This window comes from Anditalea andensis, from assembly GCF_000714815.1.
Classification (GTDB): Bacteria; Bacteroidota; Bacteroidia; order Cytophagales; family Cyclobacteriaceae; genus Anditalea; species Anditalea andensis.
Genome location: NZ_JMIH01000039.1, coordinates 1 through 16152, shown reverse-complemented (window position 1 = coordinate 16152; position 16152 = coordinate 1). Strand labels below are relative to the sequence as shown.

General features: G+C 38.1%; 16 protein-coding genes and 1 tRNA gene. 8 read left to right on the top strand and 9 right to left on the bottom strand.

The genetic code is table 11. The features are described 5' to 3' along the window. The first annotated feature begins 231 nt into the window (after positions 1–231). Together EL17_RS21300 and EL17_RS21295 are read left to right on the top strand one after the other, a co-directional pair. On the top strand, positions 232–1047 hold the full coding sequence (locus tag EL17_RS21300; protein ID WP_035079331.1) for a 2,3,4,5-tetrahydropyridine-2,6-dicarboxylate N-succinyltransferase: 816 nt from the start codon (positions 232–234) through the stop codon (positions 1045–1047). Between the two features lie 284 nt (positions 1048–1331). Continuing rightward, complete coding sequence (locus EL17_RS21295) at positions 1332–1934, top strand: tetratricopeptide repeat protein (RefSeq protein ID WP_035079327.1); 603 nt, start codon at positions 1332–1334, stop codon at positions 1932–1934. Between the two features lie 257 nt (positions 1935–2191). Here EL17_RS21295 and EL17_RS21290 read toward each other — a convergent pair whose 3' ends face one another. Continuing rightward, positions 2192–2875 (bottom strand): molecular chaperone DnaJ, encoded by a 684-nt coding sequence (locus EL17_RS21290; protein WP_240486045.1) that lies wholly within the window; start codon positions 2873–2875, stop codon positions 2192–2194. After that, a complete protein-coding gene (locus EL17_RS21285) occupies positions 2868–3746 on the bottom strand; it encodes a DNA/RNA non-specific endonuclease (RefSeq protein WP_164675208.1) in 879 nt (292 codons plus the stop codon). Before EL17_RS21285 ends, EL17_RS21290 begins: the two co-directional genes overlap by 8 nt. A 422-nt stretch (positions 3747–4168) precedes the next feature. Between EL17_RS21285 and EL17_RS21280 the strand changes: the two genes are divergently transcribed. From EL17_RS21280 to EL17_RS21270, 3 genes are all read left to right on the top strand, one after another. Then, a complete protein-coding gene (locus EL17_RS21280; protein WP_035079322.1) occupies positions 4169–5386 on the top strand; it encodes a BaiN/RdsA family NAD(P)/FAD-dependent oxidoreductase in 1218 nt (405 codons plus the stop codon). 117 nt (positions 5387–5503) lie between these two features. Continuing rightward, positions 5504–5854, top strand: a complete 351-nt coding sequence (locus tag EL17_RS21275) for a hypothetical protein (protein WP_035079319.1) — start codon at positions 5504–5506, stop codon at positions 5852–5854. Positions 5855–5981: 127 nt separating this feature from the next. Further along, entirely contained in the window at positions 5982–6959 is a 978-nt protein-coding gene (locus tag EL17_RS21270; RefSeq protein WP_035079316.1) for a YheT family hydrolase, read from the top strand. A gap of 29 nt (positions 6960–6988) precedes the next feature. Here EL17_RS21270 and lhgO read toward each other — a convergent pair whose 3' ends face one another. Next, complete coding sequence (gene lhgO, locus EL17_RS21265; protein ID WP_035079313.1) at positions 6989–8188, bottom strand: L-2-hydroxyglutarate oxidase; 1200 nt, start codon at positions 8186–8188, stop codon at positions 6989–6991. Between the two features lie 389 nt (positions 8189–8577). After that, the gene (locus tag EL17_RS21260; protein WP_035079310.1) at positions 8578–8868 is read right to left on the bottom strand and encodes a hypothetical protein; all 291 of its coding nucleotides are present in this window, start codon (positions 8866–8868) and stop codon (positions 8578–8580) included. Between the two features lie 165 nt (positions 8869–9033). Between EL17_RS21260 and EL17_RS23700 the strand changes: the two genes are divergently transcribed. Both EL17_RS23700 and EL17_RS21255 read left to right on the top strand, forming a co-directional pair. After that, positions 9034–9183: a hypothetical protein gene (locus tag EL17_RS23700; protein WP_164675207.1), complete on the top strand. Its 150-nt coding sequence runs from the start codon at positions 9034–9036 to the stop codon at positions 9181–9183. A 212-nt stretch (positions 9184–9395) separates the two neighbouring features. Further along, positions 9396–10118: a DUF3891 family protein gene (locus EL17_RS21255; protein WP_035079308.1), complete on the top strand. Its 723-nt coding sequence runs from the start codon at positions 9396–9398 to the stop codon at positions 10116–10118. Between the two features lie 2 nt (positions 10119–10120). On the opposite strand, the gene EL17_RS21250 is transcribed toward EL17_RS21255, so the two are convergent. From EL17_RS21250 to EL17_RS21230, 5 genes are all read right to left on the bottom strand, one after another. Further along, entirely contained in the window at positions 10121–11299 is a 1179-nt protein-coding gene (locus tag EL17_RS21250; RefSeq protein WP_035079306.1) for a class I SAM-dependent rRNA methyltransferase, read from the bottom strand. After that, entirely contained in the window at positions 11277–12683 is a 1407-nt protein-coding gene (locus tag EL17_RS21245) for a sodium:solute symporter family protein (protein WP_035079303.1), read from the bottom strand. The genes EL17_RS21250 and EL17_RS21245 overlap by 23 nt, the downstream gene beginning before the upstream one ends. 2 nt (positions 12684–12685) lie before the next feature. Then, positions 12686–14305, bottom strand: coding sequence for an ABC-F family ATP-binding cassette domain-containing protein (locus tag EL17_RS21240; protein ID WP_035079300.1), 1620 nt, complete (start codon positions 14303–14305; stop codon positions 12686–12688). 285 nt (positions 14306–14590) lie between these two features. Then, entirely contained in the window at positions 14591–14974 is a 384-nt protein-coding gene (locus EL17_RS21235; RefSeq protein ID WP_035079297.1) for a DUF3037 domain-containing protein, read from the bottom strand. Beyond that, a complete protein-coding gene (locus tag EL17_RS21230; protein WP_035079294.1) occupies positions 14952–15746 on the bottom strand; it encodes a HipA family kinase in 795 nt (264 codons plus the stop codon). Before EL17_RS21230 ends, EL17_RS21235 begins: the two co-directional genes overlap by 23 nt. 269 nt (positions 15747–16015) lie before the next feature. Between EL17_RS21230 and EL17_RS21225 the strand changes: the two genes are divergently transcribed. Then, a tRNA-Asp gene (locus EL17_RS21225) sits at positions 16016–16089 on the top strand. Positions 16090–16152 lie beyond the last annotated feature (63 nt).

Genomic DNA, 16152 nt, shown 5'->3' with positions numbered 1-16152 from the left:
GGATGCAACCTTAGGCCAGAATAGATTGTCTTAAATACAAGATGTGGGTTATTTATTACATTTTTTGCAAAAAAACCTATGATGTTTAACTGGTATTTATTTGTTTCACACAATGAAAGCCCAAGTTTATCAAAAGATCTCGGGTCATTGAGAGGTTTTAATACCGATGCGATCACAACTTTATACATGCTATCAATCAATCAAACATTAGCTAAGCTAATCATATAAATTATGGAATTACAGAATATTATAGAAAAAACCTGGGACAACAGGGAATTATTAAAGGAAAAGGACGTCATTATAGCAATAAAAACTGTTATAAGCGAATTGGATACAGGTGCTTTAAGGGTGGCAGAACCGCTAGAAGACGGATCGTGGAAAGTAAATGACTGGATCAAAAAAGCAGTTATTCTGTATTTCCCTATCCAAAAAATGGCTACCATAGAGGTAGGACCATTTGAATTCCATGATAAGATGGCGCTGAAAACCAATTATGCCAAACAGGGTGTAAGGGTAGTCCCCCATGCAGTAGCTCGATATGGTGCCTATCTGGCCAGTGGGGTGGTGATGATGCCTTCCTATGTAAATATAGGAGCTTATGTGGATAGTGGTACTATGGTGGATACTTGGGCCACCGTGGGATCTTGTGCCCAGATAGGGAAAAATGTGCACCTAAGTGGGGGAGTAGGAATAGGCGGTGTATTAGAACCTGTTCAGGCAGCACCCGTTATAATAGAGGACGGAGCATTTATAGGTTCAAGGGCTATAATAGTAGAGGGAGTACGGATTGGTAAAGAAGCCGTCATAGGGGCAGGGGTTACCCTTACCGCCAGTTCCAAGATTATAGATGTAACAGGTGAAGAACCGAAAGAATATAAGGGGTATGTTCCGGATCGTTCAGTGGTCATCCCTGGCACGATCAATAAGAAATTTGCTGCAGGGGAGTATGGGGTCCCGTGTGCACTTATCATAGGACAGCGTAAGGCTTCCACTGATCTAAAAACTTCGCTCAATCAGGCATTGAGAGAAAATAATGTTGCCGTATAATGAATCAATAAAATGAAACCTATAAAAAACCGTTATGCATTACGATGATTGGTAATAGGTGAGGTGCATTACGGCGATTACATAAGACACCAGTCAAAAATTAAGGAAATATAAATTAAAACTAAAAACCAAGCGCTATACTAGCGTCATAGTAGGAGATACCTCTATAATGCTTCATGCCACGATATCCTTAGGGTGTGCGGGAGTTGGGGAGGATCACCTATATTTGATTCCGTCTGTCTGCCTGTAGGTGGGTATGGTGATTAAAAAGTAATTATAGACACATGAATTTTAAAAGGAGTATCTTAATATTGATCAGTATAGTGACCATTTTGTCCTCCTGTGGTGAAGCTTCTTCAGATCAGGGAGATACATATTTTGCTAGGGGAGATTACCAGGCCGCTGTAGAGGCATACGATAATTATCTGTCATCCAATCCTAGGAATGTAAAATCATTATATAACAGAGGAAGGGCCCAGGAAGAATTGGGAAATGCCGAGGAGGCTGAAAATGATTTTAAGAAAGCTTATGAATTGGACAATCAAAATGTACAGGTATTAATGAGTTTATCAAATTTATACCAAAAGCAAAAAAACCATACCTCAGCCTTATTATATGCTGATTATGCTGTAGAGCTTCCAGGGGCTCCCGCCATGGCTTACTTTCTTAAAGCCAGAGCACTTCACCAATTGGGCAATACAGATGAGGCATTACGTGAATATAGTGCCGCTATAAAAAATGATGAAGATTTTGCCCAGGCTTATTACTATAGAGGTCTTTTGAAATTAGGTACAAAACAAATTAAAGGAGGCTGTGGGGATATCAATATGGCTGTTTCCATGAACTATACTCCAGCCCAGGCAGCAAAAGATAAGTATTGCAATTAATAAACCTATCCTAACCGATACTTCACAGTTGGTTTGAAGAGATGAAATACATAATTTACAGATCATGCTCCTTTAGGTCCTAAAGAATATTTAAACATCCCTCCGATTAACCAGAGGGATGTTTTTTTTCGAATGTTTTATGGTTATGATATTTTAGTAAAAATTAACACGGCTACTATTGGTGCATGAAATGGTAAATGGCGGATAAGAAACTAATATATTTGGATAAAGGTAATCATGGATGCCAAGTTTTCCGGTCAATGCTTATGTTCCAAATGATCACACAGTTCGTCAGAACCTATAGTACCTGATCCATTACAGGTCCGGCATTTACTATGGACTATTTTAGAACCTTCACAGGCATGACACGTTAGCCTGCCCTTTCCTTCACAGCGGTCACATTCATAATATTCCATAATGTTAAACACATTTTTTTTGGTGACCATACCTGAAGCAGCACAACGGCTACAACCCACTATAGCTTTTCCCTTACAAACATTACATGCCTGTTCCAATGATTTGGCTCCATTACAGGTAGAACAGGTTAAGTACCTATACCCCTTTCTGTCACAGTAGGAGCAGGCCTTTATCGCACTGAGCGGCTGGATAAGCTTTTCTTCCAGCATTTTAGCAGCATCATAATTATCTCCTTTAAACCCATTTATTTCTAAATACTTATTTAGAAAATTAGCTGAATTATCATATTGGCCTATCCTAAATAGGGTTTCTGCAAAATAATAGGGCATCTCAGAAGGTAGGGGCACCTTACTCTCTATGATCTCTCTAAATATATGGTTGGCCTTTTCATACTGCCCGCTTTCCATTGCATCTATTGCGGTATTCATCTTCCTAGAGGTCTCACCCAGATGGGGTTTTAGTTGTGCATGTGTCATTGCCGGCAGTAGGAGTGAACACGCTATGATGATAATTATTTTATTCAAACCAAATCTCATGATTTTTCATTTCTTGAAGTCTTCTTTCTAAAGTATCCGGAAGCATAGGAAAGAAGTCCAAGCCTGAAAACCTTTCCAAACTGTCCACGCTGATGGCAAATTCCAACAGCGGTCTGTTGGATGATTCATTTTTCATCAGAAATGCTATTGCTTTATACTCCGGTGGGTGTATATCCAAAATCACTTTATAAAAGTAATTTGGTACTGTAACGTTATTTATGCCTAAAGTTATCTCTTTTTTCTTAATTACAGGCCCGGTGACGATATAGATTTCTTCATATTCCCTGGCCCAATACCTTACCTGATCTTCCAGTTTTTTCCAAATACCCCTATTAAAAGATGGTGATTGAGGGGAAATATTACTCATATAAAAACTTTCACGCATGGCCTGCATATCATAGGTGAAATCTCCTGCAGGTGCCAAATGACCCCTGTCATAACCTGATAGCCGATAATCTGAAGAAGAAGCTGATTTCGTACTCACTTTTGGATCTTGTATGAATTTATCAGTACGCTTTTCCTTACCTTTTAACATGGAGGAGGTAAGTTTATACGATACCCAATGGGCTTGTTCATGCTCCTCATCATAGGAAAGTGTAATAGCAGAATGAACGATCTGTTCACCGTTTTGACCGCTGGAAAATAATACTGACTTAAATTCAGGAAGTTCTGTTAGCGTTACAATATAACCGTGGTGATTCGGTGATTTTGTACTGGACATTTTGTTTTCATTCTTTATTTGGCTGGAAGACGATGGCAGCTCTTCATAATATGGGACGTTTAATGCCGCATTGGTTAAGAAGGATGTATGGGACTCTTTAAAGTGTTTTACAGCCAATACAGCTAAAAAAACAATCATAATAACCATTAAAATAAAAGCTAGAAGGGATTTTTTTTGATGGTTGCTTTTTCTTTTAGTATGTTTTTTAACTCCACGCCTCATGGCTGCAAAAAAATAAGAAAATGATATAGGTTCCTAATATAGGTAAGAATTTAAATAAAAAACAAAAGGATCAAAGGCTATATATTACTTAAATTTTATGTTGGTTCTATAAATATTAGCTTACCAAAAGTTAAACCATGCCGAAACATTTTTTATTATAGCCGTCTAATATTCCCACTTTAAGGCAATACTTCATTTTACCTTCTTGTCCATACTTATGTATGAATTATGCTGGTTTTTCTAACATTCCGGTTATGGTTTGATACAGGTGGGTTTCTAATTGTGGGAAGTATAGTGGGCAATTTTTAAACCTAACAATGATTCAGTATTTTTGCTGTATGAAAAAGATAGCAGTGATAGGAGGAGGGGCAGCAGGATATTTTGCTGCTATCCATGCCTCACAGGTTAAGGCAGAGGTCATTCTATTTGAAAAAACATCTAATACACTGTCTAAAGTAAAAATCTCCGGTGGCGGGCGGTGTAATGTCACACATGCAGCGTATGAAATATCGAAACTTACAAAAAATTATCCACGCGGAGAAAAATTTCTTAAAAAGGTGTTTCAGCATTTTAATGTTAAAGATACCATAGATTGGTTTGAAAAAAGAGGTGTAAAGTTAAAAGTAGAATCTGATGGAAGAATGTTTCCAGAAACTGATAAGTCCCAGACCATCATTGATATTCTTAAACTAGAAGCTGAACAAAGTAAAGTTACGTTAAAAACTAACCATAAAATATCCGACATTAAACGGACGGACAAAGGATTGGAACTTTTGTCCAATGGTGTTTGGGAGGTATTTAATAGTGTGATCATCACCACAGGAGGACATCCTAAACTGGAAGGGTTTGATATGATAAAAGGTTTGGGACATACGATAGTATCCCCGGTACCCTCTTTATTTACTTTCAATACACCTCAGGAAACCCTAAAATCATTACCGGGCATAGCGGTCCCTAATGCACTGATAAAGCTTGAAGGAACTAAATTAAATTACCGGGGCCCATTATTGATCACCCATTGGGGGGTAAGCGGTCCAGCTGTTCTCAAACTGTCTGCCTTTGGTGCCAAATGGCTCGCCGAAAAACACTATAAAGCAAAAGCCCATATCCAATGGTCAAGTGAGCACAGTGAAGAGGATTTAAGAAAAGAAATAGACAGATTTAAAAATATTCATCCGAAAAAGAAAATAATTGCCAATCCTTTATTTAATTTACCTGCCAGACTATGGGATCATTTCTGTGAACTGTCAGGTATAAGCAGCCTATTACTTTGGCACGAATGTGGTAAAAAGCAGATAAATAAATTAATTGAATGTTTATTTAACTATATTATTTCCATAGATGGTAAAACCACTTTTAAGGAAGAGTTCGTAACTGCAGGAGGGGTTAATCTTTCTGAGATTGATCCACAAAGCATGGAAAGTAAAATAGTACCGGGTGTGTTTTTCGCAGGTGAAGTTGTTGATGTGGATGGTATCACCGGTGGTTTTAACTTTCAGGCAGCATGGAGTACAGGATATTTGGCAGGTAAATCTGCTATAAAAGAGTATATTTAGTATAAACAGAAAAATATCTCCTTCTCATGAATACCCTATCCATAAAACCAAATATTTAATAAACAATTAATAGATTGAAGGATTTGTATCTTTTTGAAAAAATTAAATTGGCTGATTATGTTACAACTTACTAATATCAATTACCAGATGGTGTTGGAAATGGCTGAAGGTGAAAAAGACTTTGAAATAGAACTTTTAGAGGCTATAGTAAATTCTGTAATAGACCTTCGCAATAAGTATGTCGAAGGTATATTAGGACAGAATGAGGAAATGATTATGCAGGCGCGGCATAAGATTAAACCCACGCTTTCACTATTTGGACTGGAAAAACTTTCTTCAGTAATAGAAGAGGGAAAAATTATATTAGGGGAAAATAATATGATAGGGCCAGAAACAGATAGACACAAAACCGAATTTATAGAAGCAGTGGAAGATCTGATTGAAGAAATAAATCAAATTGATAAATGACCTATCTATAGGGCCATAAATTTTAATTAAACCCGTTGCATTTTACGGTATATTTATTTGCTCGAATACCTCACTAATCTATATAAAAGGAAATAAACGCATTCTGTTAGTTTATTTATTATAACCAATGCCAATAATACTTAATTCTAGTTATTCAGGTCCCCCTCCACATCTTTTCAATGGACATTGGGAAACTATAGTGCCGAGTTTATTCAGAAAAGTAGAAGGTGTAAAATATGAAAGGGAAAGAATTTATACCCCTGATGAAGATTTTTTGGATTTAGATTGGTCACGACAGGGGTTTTCCAAACTGCTTATCATATCCCATGGCTTGGAAGGAAGTTCACAAAGACATTACGTTTTAGGGTTGGTAAAGCTATTTAATAGATATGGTTATGATGTACTTGCGTGGAACAATCGCTCCTGCAGTGGGGAAATGAATACTACCCCAAGACTCTATCATCACGGTTCATCAGATGATCTCCAATTGGTAATTGATAATGTACTTAAATTAAACTATTATAATTCCATTTTCTTAAGTGGTATCAGTATGGGTGGAGCTCAGACATTAAAATATTTGGGAGAAAATGCCCTATCAATTCCCAAAGAGATAAAAGCTGCAGCTGTCTATTCCACGCCATGTAATTTGCCTTCCAGTGCTGCTACTTTGAAACTAAGGACTAACGCATTTTATAAAAAACGCTTTTTGGGCAAATTAAAAATTAAACTGGCTTCAAAAGTAAACCAATTTCCTGATCTTTTAGATTTAACAATATTAGAGAAAATAAAAGATTTTGATGCATTTGATAACCTTATTACAGCGCCTCTTCATGGCTTTAAAGATGCTGTGGATTTTTATGCCTCTGTGAGCGCAGATAACTGGCTGGCTGCCATATCTATTCCTACCCTTATCGTAAATGCATTAAATGATCCCTTATTGGGGGAGGCCTGTTATCCCAAGACACTTGCAGCAGATCATGAATACTTATATTTAGAAATGCCAGCGAGAGGTGGACACACAGGGTTTACACTCAAAGGCCAGAAATATACCTGGGCAGAAACTAGGCTATTGGAATTTCTGAATAATGATGATCAAATATGGTAAATGTACTTGACTCTTGTTCAAATCATCTCCTATATTCTTTTTAAAGCCATGGAAGCCACTATACCCCCTATAGCTAATGAACTAGTGGCTGCCGGAGATGGAGCATTTAGTACATTGATGGCAATTTTATTTTCAGTTATGCTAAAATCATCTACTAAGCCACCATTCCTGTCACAAGCCTGAGCCCTGACGCCAGAACCACCCTCGATTAAATCCTGTACCTGTAGTTCCGGTATAAGCTCCTGTAGCGCTTTGGTAAATGCTGATTTAGAAAAAGATCGGTATAACTCCCCAACACCCGTCTTCCAGTATTTGGCCGCTACTTTTTGAAAACCCGGCCAAGTTAAAGATTCTGCTAGTTCCCGGATATTTATATCAGATCGTTTATATCCTTCTCTTTTAAAGGCTAATACAGCATTGGGTCCGGCTTCTACACCACCTTTCATCATTCTGGTAAAATGAACCCCCAAAAACGGGAAGTTGGGATCTGGGACTGGATAGATTAAATTTTTGACCAAATATTCTTTTTCTGGTCTTAATTTATAATATTCACCTCTAAATGGAATAATCTTTATGTTGCCTTCCTGTTCACTGTTTAGGTCAGCTATCTTGTCTGAATATAATCCAGCACAATTAACCAGGAGCTGAGAGACGAACTCCCCCTGTGAAGTCTTTGTATAATAAGAATGATTTTTTTCTTTCCCTCCGATGACCTCACAATTCAAAAATATCTCTCCACCGAGTTTTTTAAATTTTTCACCGTAAGCTAGGGCCACTCTTTTATAATCAACTATACCAGTTTGGGGGACATGTAGGGCTGCTACACCTGCGCAGTGAGGTTCATATGCTTTGAGTTCTTCCAACGATATTTTCCTTGTTCCCTCTAAGCCATTTTTTAGGCCTCTGGATAATAATATCTCCAGTAATGGGATCTGTTCTTTTCTTGTGGCAACTACCACTTTACCAGTAAGCTCATATGGAATATTTTCTTCATCACAGAAGTTAATCAGTTCATTGTATCCTTTGATACAATTTTTAGCTTTAAGCGATTCTGGTTTATAGTAGAGCCCGGAATGGATGACCCCGCTGTTGTTGCCTGTTTGATGTTTGGCCAACTCACCTTCTTTTTCTAATATAGCTACTTTTAATTCACTTCTTTGTTGTAAAATTTTAAGTCCAGTAGCAAGACCTACTATTCCCCCACCTATGATAATGATATCGAATTCCATAATTATTATTGTAGACACAAATATAAAGAACAGTATAAATTTATGTGCATAAAAAGCCTGAATTAATCATTATCTGCATATTATGAAATACTCGTAAATATAAGTTCTTAGCAAAAAAAGCATATGATTATTGAAAAATCACTGATCTCCTAAAAGGAATATAACACCATAAGGAATTGATGACCGGTTTCTTTAATCCCATAAGGTATAACCCAACTTTAATCTATTATCAATTACCTTTTAAAAGAATGGGAATACTATATTAAATAAAAAAAAGCCTCCTGGTTAGAGAGGCTTTTTTAAAAAGTACTTCTACAGTTTTCCATGTGTGGTAAAGGTTGAAGTATTGATCAAAAAATAAGATTGTATAGTGGTTAGTCTTACAATCGTTAATTGTCTTTTCCGTTTGGATCAGATACCTCTGGAAACGGGTCTTTATCAGGAAAATCTTCCTCTTTTGGAGGTCTCGGACCACCATCATTAGGTCCTTTTTTCTTTTCTTCTTCTTTATTAGATATTTCTGGATTTTCCATCATGGATAATCTTTCTATATCCTTATAAGTTAAATTAAGGATCTGAGATTTAGAAAAACCTTTCTCAGGTCCAGCAAAATCAATGTCAAAATGATATGGGTTCATATTTGGGTATATATTAAAAGCTATGATTTTATTTAATGACATTTTCCCTTTTTAGGGTCATTTGCTTAAATTATATTCCAAAAGTATTCCAAAATTTCGATAAATCAATAGCTATTGTATAAAAAAATCAAGAAATTCTTATAAAAAATATCATAACTTGGTTAAGTTGTTGATAATCAGATGTAATCATTAGTATGGGTCATATATATGAAATCTTGTCGTTCATTTATAGATTTCACTGTAAGGAGTACTTCTTTTATGGAATGGTGGATTTGGATGGACCGGCCTCAATGGAAACTAAGGGTAGTAACTGATAGAAGTGAAGTGGTCAGCGAATATAGGATTTGTGTAGGGTAGTTAATTATTAATGATAGGCTATTTATTGCGTTTAAATGGCGGAAAAGAATCCGTAAAAATTAAAATTTTTTAATCATATTAATGCCACGTTTTACTAATAGACATATCATGGTTTGTACTTTCCATATCTTATTATTTAGTCTTAAACTAGGCATCTTCACAAACTGCGCATATTTTTTGATAAGAATTAATTTTATATCACCCTACATCATATGATAGTCAATATAGCAGATGACCATTTTGAAATAATATATCAGCGCGCACATGGCATGTTAGCTGCTAAAATAGCAGAGCAAATAGCTGCCTCACTTCGGCCTCCTGCTAGCTATTGGTTGGAAACCCTGGTAGCCATAGCCGATCATGATGACGGCAGGAGAAATTGGGAAGGTGATTTTCACATTAATGATAAAGGGTACCCCAAAGATTTTACCGAATTCAAGTTTGATGAAAAACAGGCTCAACGAGTAGTCAATACTGCTGAATGCAAGTCAATATGGGTAGCAATGCTGGTATCCAAACATCTAGTAGAACTATACAGCAATCTGGAAGAAGCCCAGCCACTGATCCAACAGCAGTACTCTCTACAGGCCAAACTTCAGATGCATCTGCCGTTTAGCGAAGCGGCAGCACAAATGTATTATAGACTACTGAAGTGGGCAGATGAATTATCTTTGAGAATCTGTAAGCACGAGGTTCCTGTAAAGGGAGAAAAGGATTTTTTAGAATATTTACCAGATGGGTCAAAATCATATATCACCCATTTAGAGGATAAAAGTATTGCCCCATGGATATTCCAAAAAGATAAGGTTATTTTTGAAGTTGAAAAAAGACTCATAGAAAAGCGGGTTTACAAAAATGACCATGATCTTCAGGATACTTTAAATAAAGCAGAGGTAAGCATCTCCTCCTACAAATTTATAAAAGAAGATGCCTAAGTTTACTCTACGTACAGTACCAATCCTTTTAGGTATTCCGTTTCAGTATGGTATATATTAATAGGATGGTCAGCAGGCTGGGAGAGGTAATGAAGAATTTTAACTTTTCTTCCCACTTCTATAGCTGATGCAGTTACCGTAGCTGTAAAGAGTTGTTTGTCCACCACCTGCGAGCAGCTGAAAGTAAACAAGATACCTCCTGGTTTTATATGTTTGAGTGCTTCTGCATTTAATCTTTTATAAGCTTGCACAGCATTGTGCCTGCTCTTCACATTTTTGGCAAAGGCAGGTGGATCAAGTACTATTACATCAAAATCAAAATCAATTTCCCTGATATACTTCACCACATCCGCCACTACAGATTTATGCACACCCTGGTGGTTGGAATTCAGCGCAACGTTTTTATCGGTGAGGACTATGGCTTTTTCTGAGATATCCACAGAGTGTACCTCTCTGGCACCTTCATTTAGTGCCGCTATAGAAAAGCCGCCAGAATAACAGAAGGTATTTAAGACTTTTTTGCCTTTACTGTACTCTCCGAACAGTTTTCTGTTTTCTCTTTGATCAATAAAAAAGCCGGTTTTTTGGCCCGTTTCCCAATCTATCTCATATTGGCTATCATTTTCCAGCACCAGATTGGTTTGGGGTGTACCAAAGATCAACCTGTTTTCTGTTTCAACCAGGTTTTTGGAGAGCGTTTCAGCACTCTTATCATAGACAGCCTTGATCAGATCCCCGTAAACATGTCTTAGTGCGGATGCAATTTCCCCTATATGTCCGAACATCCCGATCGTGTGGGTTTGTATGACTGCTGTACCATTATAATAATCTATGATCAAGCCAGGCAGTAAATCCCCCTCGCCATGTACCAAACGATATACATTAGTGTGGGGATTGTCTGTAAGACCTAGGTGTCTGCGCATAGTGTATGCCTGTAGGACCACATTATGCCAGAAATCAACATTAATCTCTACATCATCAAAACTGATGATACGAACCATAATTGATCCATTTTGATAATGACCTATTCCTAGAAATGTTCCCTTATGACTAACCACTGTGACCAGATCTCCATTATTTAGGTCTTCAGGTTTATCCTGAATGGCACCTGAGAATACCCAGTGATGCCTTCTTTTTAGTGATATTTCTTTACCTTTTTTAAGGTATATTTTCGGATACATAGTTTTTATATGTTTTATTGGGATATAAATGGGAGCCAATGACCATGGCCCCTGCACTGATGCCAAGAGCTATCACATGCGGATAAATGGGTAAGACCATAAAGCTAAGTATCAAGTAAGAAAACATTCCTATTACTATGGCCATAATGGCACCCTGTTTAGTGGATTTTTTCCAATATAGACCTGCGGTCAAAGGTACAAAAAGTGAAACCAATAACAGCATACTGGCTTCAGCGACCAGTTCATATATATTGGCTTTCCATGTGGCCATCACCACGGCTATAACGGCCACCACTATGATATTGACCCTCAAGATCCAAAGGAAATTTTGATCTTTCAGTCTTTTGCCAAAGTGCGGCCTGATAATGTTTTCAGAAATGATAGCTGCAGGAGCCAATAGGCCAGAACTTGTAGTGCTCATAATAGCAGATAACAAAGCGCCGAAAAACAATATCTGTATCGGAAGTCCTCCATGCTGAAGGACCATTTCGGGCAGAAGCATTTGCTTATTTTCTAAATAAATTTCTGGGTATAATACTCTCGCTCCCAGCGCTATAAATAATGGTAGCAAACCAAAGCTCAAATAGAAGCCTCCTGCCAGATAGGTGGATTGAACGGCCACTTTTTCAGACTTAGCAGACATTACCCTTTGGTAAATATCTTGACTGGGAATACTTCCCAAACCCAGGATCATCCATGCTCCTAAATAATTTATCCACGAATCCCAACCTGTCTCTGGAAAGAACTGAAAACTTCCTTCAGGGGCCGCCTCTAAGACAGGCATAATACCTCCTGCCTCTTGTGCAACCATGATGCTCACCCATACCAGACCTACTATAATGAGCGTAGTCTGTATAAAATCAGTGATAGATATGGCCCACATGCCGCCTAAAAATGTGTATATCACAACGATGACTGCACTTAAGATTATACCTGCCGGTAAGGGGATGTCCACTATGGCCCCCATTATAAGACTTAACGCTACGAGCTGTGCTGCCACATAGCCAAAATAAGCAGGTACCATAAATACAGAAGACAGAAATTCTACTTTCTTACCATATAACTTTTTAAATACATCCCCTAGGGTGAGTACATTCATCCGGTACATGGGACGGAGATAAAACATACCGAAAAGTACCAGGCAAAGTGCACCTCCAAACGGATCTTCTATGACTCCCTGCAATCCATGATCTAAGTATTCAGAAGAAGCTCCGAATATCGTCTCAGATCCAAACCAGGTAGCGAATAGGGCAGAGGCACTTAAAAAAAGAGGCAATTGCCTGCCCGCCAAAACAAAGTCATTTGAATTTTTGACCAGTTTTGACGACCATACTCCTATACATACAGTAACCAGGAGATAGATGATTACAGCTGTAATTAACAATTTTAAGCTTTTGAGTACATTTTTTCACGCAGTGACTTAACCTCAGGACTTTCCAGGTAATCATCATAAGGCATTCTTCTATCTATGGTACCATTGGGAGTAAACTCGACAATTCTGTTAGCTGTTGACTGAACAAAGGCGTGGTCATATGATGACATCAAAACAGTACCATTAAAATCGATGATGGCATTATTAAACGCAGTAATTGACTCTAGGTCAAGGTGGTTGGTAGGTTCATCCATCACCAATAGGTTTGGATTCTGCAGCATCATTCGGGAGATCATACACCTAACTTTTTCCCCTCCCGATAATACAGAGGATTTTTTAAGTGTTTCTTCTCCTGTAAAAAGCATTCTTCCCAAGAAAGTTCGCACGTAAGCTTCCTCCTGGTTGGTAGAATATTGGCGCAGCCAGTCGATAAGGTTTTGATCAGCATTAAAATATTTGCTGTTGTCATTTGGAAGGTAAGCCCTGTTAATAGTCACTCCCCATTTGAAACTACCTTTCTGAGTAGGGATTTCTTCCATGATAGTTTGGAAGAATTTATTGACCGCCTGTTTGGTTTTGGAGATAAATGCAATTTTATCGCCTTTATCTACCATAAGGTTAACATCGGTAAAGTAAATGGTACCATCATCTTTAAGACCAAGTTCTTCAGTCATAAAAATTTGGTCACCGGCTTCTCTTTCGGGTTTGAAGATAATTCCTGGATACTTCCGAGTGGATGGCTCTATGTCATCAACGTTTAGTTTTTCGAGCATTTTTCTTCTGGACGTGGCCTGTTTGGACTTGGCCACGTTGGCAGAGAACCGCTCGATAAATGCCATCAGTTCTTTCCGCTTCTCATCTGCTTTTTTATTTTGATCGGATTTTTGCCTCGCTGCCAGTTGCGAAGATTCATACCAGAAAGTGTAGTTGCCTGAATATATCTTGATCTTACCAAAATCGATATCCACAATATGGGTTGCCACTGAATCTAAAAAGTGTCTATCATGTGATACGACTATTACCAAGTTTTTAAAGTTGACCAGAAAATCCTCTAACCAGTTAATGGTATCTGCATCCAAATCATTGGTAGGTTCATCCAATACCAAGATATCCGGATTGCCAAAGAGGGCTTGTGCCAAGAGAACCCTAACTTTTTGGTTACCGGATAGCTCTTTCATAGGCAAATAGTGCAGATCCTCTGTAATACCGAGGCCCGACAGCATAGAAGCAGCATCTGATTCTGCATTCCAACCGTCCATTTCTGCGAACTCAGCTTCGAGTTCGGATGCTTTGATACCATCTTCTTCAGTAAAATCTTCCTTAAGATAGATGGCATCTTTTTCACTCATAATCCCATAAAGTTTTTTATGGCCCATGATTACAGTCTTAAGCACTTCCACTTCGTCAAATTCAAAGTGGTTTTGCTTAAGTACAGCCATTCTTTGGCCAGGAGTGATGTGGATAGAACCGGAAGTGCTGTCCTGATCCCCTGCTATGATCTTTAAAAAAGTGGATTTTCCAGCGCCGTTAGCCCCGATCACACCATAGCAGTTTCCTGGGGTAAATTTTAGACTGACGTCTTCAAAAAGGGTTCGTTTGCCGAATTTTAAGGATAAATTATCTACTGATATCATTTAGTATAAAGTTGCATTTTTTACAATCTGCAAAGATAAGGAAATTCTGTTTAATGAATAGTAAGATTAGACACAAAGGCTATAGAGGGAAAAATTTATTTAACTTTTTAAAAAAGAAATAAAAAAAAAGATGAAATGTATACATGTGTATACAGGTCACCTGCCGGTAATCAACGATTCCTGGTATTATATCCTTAGTATATCCTCGTGAAGCAGGAGCTTTAAAAAAATAGAAAAAGCGCTAAATGCTGTTTGATCTAGGCTTTAGTCTTACATCATTAAATGTTATAAAACATTTTCCTGATACAGCCTATCCAATGTACCTTCCAGATCTCCGGTCAGACCGGTATGGGGTCGCGAGGTTTGGATCATAGAGCTCCGCACTGCAGTGAGCCATCGGAACCTTCCTGCCGGGTCATTTTTGGAAATAGGGCCGCCACGATCTGGTGAACTGCATATTTTGGAAAAGGCATCTAGGTGTGCTTCTAATATCTCCAGATCTGCTTCAGGATCCAATGAGGCTAGTTTCTGCTTATTCAGCCCGATTTTACATTTTATATAATTGCTTTTTCCAGCGCAAACTATGACCCCTACATTAATAAATTCCTCTCTCTCCACCCTAGGTACTACCCGGATGATGGCATATTCATATAAGTGTTTCTCTTGCATTTTTTGCTTCTTTTACAAACTGACTGGAACTTGCCAATCGGGTCAATAGGAAATTTTTATACACGGCTCTCATCTCTTCTGGTGTATCCATCTCGCGAGAGGCCATCAGCCATTCTTCTGGTATAGTATTGATGATCCCAATAATATCGGATTCCGTTATGATATTTGAAAATCGCTCATTTACTTCATCCAGTTGACCTGCAGTGGGGAGCAGTACATGATCTTTAATCATGGGAAATGGGCCGGTGGCATGTTTCTCCCAATTGGACCAGGAGTGATGAAACAAAAAGGCTGCGCCATGATCTATCAGCCATAGATCTTTGTTCCATACCAACATGTTAGTATTGCGGAAAGATCTGTCTACATTAGTGATGAACGCATCTAGCCAAACTATCTCAGAAGAAAGCCGTGAGGGAATATCCAAGGCTACTGGATCATAATTAATGGCTCCAGATAAAAAGTGTAGTGCAAGATTAAGTCCTTGGCTGCCTTTTAAAAGATCCTGGATTTCCTCGTCTCCTTCAGAACGGCCAAAAGCTTCATCAAGTTGTGCAAAAACAATTTCCGGTACCTTAAAACCTAATATCCGGGCTATTTCACCACCAATAAGTTCAGCAATCAATGCCTTTTCCCTTTGTCCTGCACCACGGAATTTAAGCACATATTTGAACCCATCGTCTGCATCTGCCAATGCGGGTAGGGAGCCTCCTTCCCGTAGAGGCAATATATACCGCTGCACATTCACTGTGCGGAGATCCATTTTTTTATTCATGGGTATTTATTTATGACAAAGGCAAAGGTAGGCAAAATGATGAAGAATTTTTGTAGGATATTATAATGGACTGTTTGATATAGCAGCTGTTAATTGAGGTAAATCAGATTTAATATATCTAAATAGAAAATTATTGACCTGAAAAAGAGTTCAATAGTATGTTATCACCCATTTTTTTCAGCACTTGTTTTGCATTGGATTATAATAATACTACCTTTGCATCACTTCAAACGAGAAGGAAATAAAAAAGTGATATTATTAGATAATACGGAGTGGTAGTTCAGCTGGTTAGAATGCCTGCCTGTCACGCAGGAGGTCGCGGGTTCGAGTCCCGTCCATTCCGCTTAGTACCCTTAGTTCTTATTAAGAAGAACGTCAAATAAAATATTGGAGTGGTAGTTCAGCT